Origin of the sequence: Pseudanabaena sp. 'Roaring Creek' (assembly GCF_001402795.1) — a bacterium.
Taxonomy (GTDB): domain Bacteria; phylum Cyanobacteriota; class Cyanobacteriia; order Pseudanabaenales; family Pseudanabaenaceae; genus Pseudanabaena.
The window spans coordinates 1-2,141 of record NZ_LIRE01000289.1 but is presented as its reverse complement, the minus strand read 5'-3'; the positions used below and the strand labels follow the sequence as shown (position 1 = coordinate 2,141).

At 41.4% G+C, this 2,141-nt stretch carries 3 protein-coding genes; 2 read left to right on the top strand and 1 reads right to left on the bottom strand.

Features of this window, described 5'->3' with window-relative positions; genetic code table 11:
* Window positions 1-199: 199 nt before the first annotated feature.
* Window positions 200-745, bottom strand: a complete 546-nt coding sequence (locus AC805_RS10115) for a Dps family protein (RefSeq protein ID WP_055075322.1) — start codon at window positions 743-745, stop codon at window positions 200-202.
* A 226-nt stretch (window positions 746-971) separates the two neighbouring features.
* Between AC805_RS10115 and AC805_RS24635 the strand changes: the two genes are divergently transcribed.
* A complete protein-coding gene (locus tag AC805_RS24635; RefSeq protein WP_072143586.1) occupies window positions 972-1,226 on the top strand; it encodes an Asr1405/Asl0597 family protein in 255 nt (84 codons plus the stop codon).
* A 45-nt stretch (window positions 1,227-1,271) separates the two neighbouring features.
* Complete coding sequence (locus tag AC805_RS10110) at window positions 1,272-1,874, top strand: (2Fe-2S) ferredoxin domain-containing protein (protein WP_072143585.1); 603 nt, start codon at window positions 1,272-1,274, stop codon at window positions 1,872-1,874.
* Window positions 1,875-2,141 lie beyond the last annotated feature (267 nt).

The window sequence follows — 2,141 nt, the reverse complement described above, 5'->3', positions numbered from 1 at the left end:
AAGACAAATCAAACCCCAAGAATTGAGTGGCGGCGCAAAGCGCCGCCACTCAATTCTTGGGGTTTATGTCCTAATACCAAATCACAAAATGGCGTAGCCATTTTGTGATTTTAAAACCCTTACTGGGTTTGGTTTTCAATTCCCAAAAGTGTAGCCACACTTTTGGGAATTGGTATAATACACTTGGCGACAGCTATACTTATTTGCCGACAAATGCAACGGTTAGGCTATCGGAGGCAAGGAAGTGATCGAGGTGATAGGCGCGTTCTTCTGTTTTCAGCAGAATTGTTTCGTAGAGGTAACGAGTTGCCCGATCGCCTAAACTCTCAGCTTGGGCTGCTTGACGACGTAAGAGTTGAATGATTGCCTGTTCCGCCGCGAGATCGTGTTCTACCATAGAACGGCAATCATAGGCTCCATCTTCTTCGGACGCAATGCAGGACAATTCAGCTAATTTGGCAAAACTAGCTACAGGGATTCCACCCAGTCCATTCAATCTTTCTCCAAGATCGTGGACGTGATCGATCGCTGCTTTGAGACCATCTTCAAAAAACTCATGTAATGAGTAAAACTCAGAGCCATCTACAACAAAATGATGCTTTTGATACTGTAAGTACAGTGCCTGAAAGCTTGCTAAAGCAGAGTTTAATCCTTCACAGACAGGTGTAGTTACACTTTTGTCCAGTAGTACTGGATTATCAGCAATTTCCCCAAATGCTCGCACTAGCCCTTGAATCGTAGACATAATTTGGCTCCCTTTGACTAATCAAATATCAAGTAGTTGATGACGCGAAACTCAAATTATTTTAAGGCTTTTTCAGGTAAAGACAAATGACTCTGCGCCTGTGCAGACGAGTTTTTGAAGCATTTTTGGATTTAGATGAGAATTAATTGCATTTATGTTGTAGTATCAGATCTAATAGTTATTGCTAAAAGATATCAATAACTATCTGATTTAAGGCAACTCAACCATGAATCCAATCAACTACTCCTTAGCAGTGAATCAAGAGATCTCCATAGATGGTTCTGATAGATGGGATCTTTACTACCGTCTACAAGAGTTGGACATTCCCTGTCAATGCTCATCCCATAGACCTTTGACGGTTCAGATTTCCAATCCCAATCATCTATTGCAAGTTTGGTGTGTCATTAGACGGATGAACGCATCTCGAAAGGAGATGATTCAACTTTTAAAGAATAATTGGCAAGTAAGGTTTCATAATTAAACCTATCTAGTTACTCAATTTGGTCAAAAATATAATCAAAAATCTATGTCAAAACTCTTGACGCAAATAGCAGATTTTCAGGTTATGGCTCAATTTTTGGGGGTCATCCTCAAAGATGGCTATCGAGTTAAATATTTGAGAGTGGCGATCGCTTCTCAGGAATATTGGGTTAAGCTGCCCAAAGAACTAAGCCAGAACTTCGATCCCCATTTAAGTGTTGGCTCTTGGCTAGAAATAATTGGTACGCAAAAGATCGATCGCAAAAAAGGAATTCTAAAACTAGAGGCTTCGTCATATAGTAGAGCTGGCGCTCCGAATGCCCTTGTAAACCAAGCTGTAAATGTCTCTCCAAGCCCTTCTCCCAATGACTCGCCCAAGGTTGTTAGGTCAAAGGTTAATAAAGCTTGTATTCTAATTTGTCAGAAATCCGACTGCTGGCAACGTGGCGGTAAAGAGGTTTATCAACAGCTAGAACAGGAATTGCGCGATCGCGGTTTAGAGAATCACGTACAGATTCAAAAGACAGGATGTCAAAAACAATGCAAACAAGCACCTAATTTAGTTGTAATGCCAAACAAAGAACGGCATAGCTTCGTTAAGCCCTCTCAGGTGAATGGTTTGCTAAATCGATACCTCGATCGTAATTAACGTCAGTTCGGGTTAAGCTAGCAAATTTTAAAAACCCAAAAGTAAAAGCCCTGCTTCGCAGGGCTTTTACTTTTGGGCATTGAGAAAGGGTTTGCATAGCAAACCCTTTCTCAATGCCTGTTTCAAATTATCTCGAACTCACGTTAGTTATAGCTGTCGCCAAGTGTATTAGGACATAAACCCCAAGAATTGGCTGGCGGCGCGAAGCGCCGCCAGCCAATTCTTGGGGTTTGATTTGTCCTCATTCAAGTGACTGTAGCTATAGTT

Bases quoted from the DNA above. Each gene is read 5' to 3' on its own strand.
- AC805_RS10115 (WP_055075322.1), bottom strand. From the start codon at position 745: ATGTCTACGATTCAAGGGCTAGTGCGAGCATTTGGGGAAATTGCTGAT.
- AC805_RS10110 (WP_072143585.1), top strand. From the start codon at position 1,272: ATGTCAAAACTCTTGACGCAAATAGCAGATTTTCAGGTTATGGCTCAA.
- AC805_RS24635 (WP_072143586.1), top strand. From the start codon at position 972: ATGAATCCAATCAACTACTCCTTAGCAGTGAATCAAGAGATCTCCATA.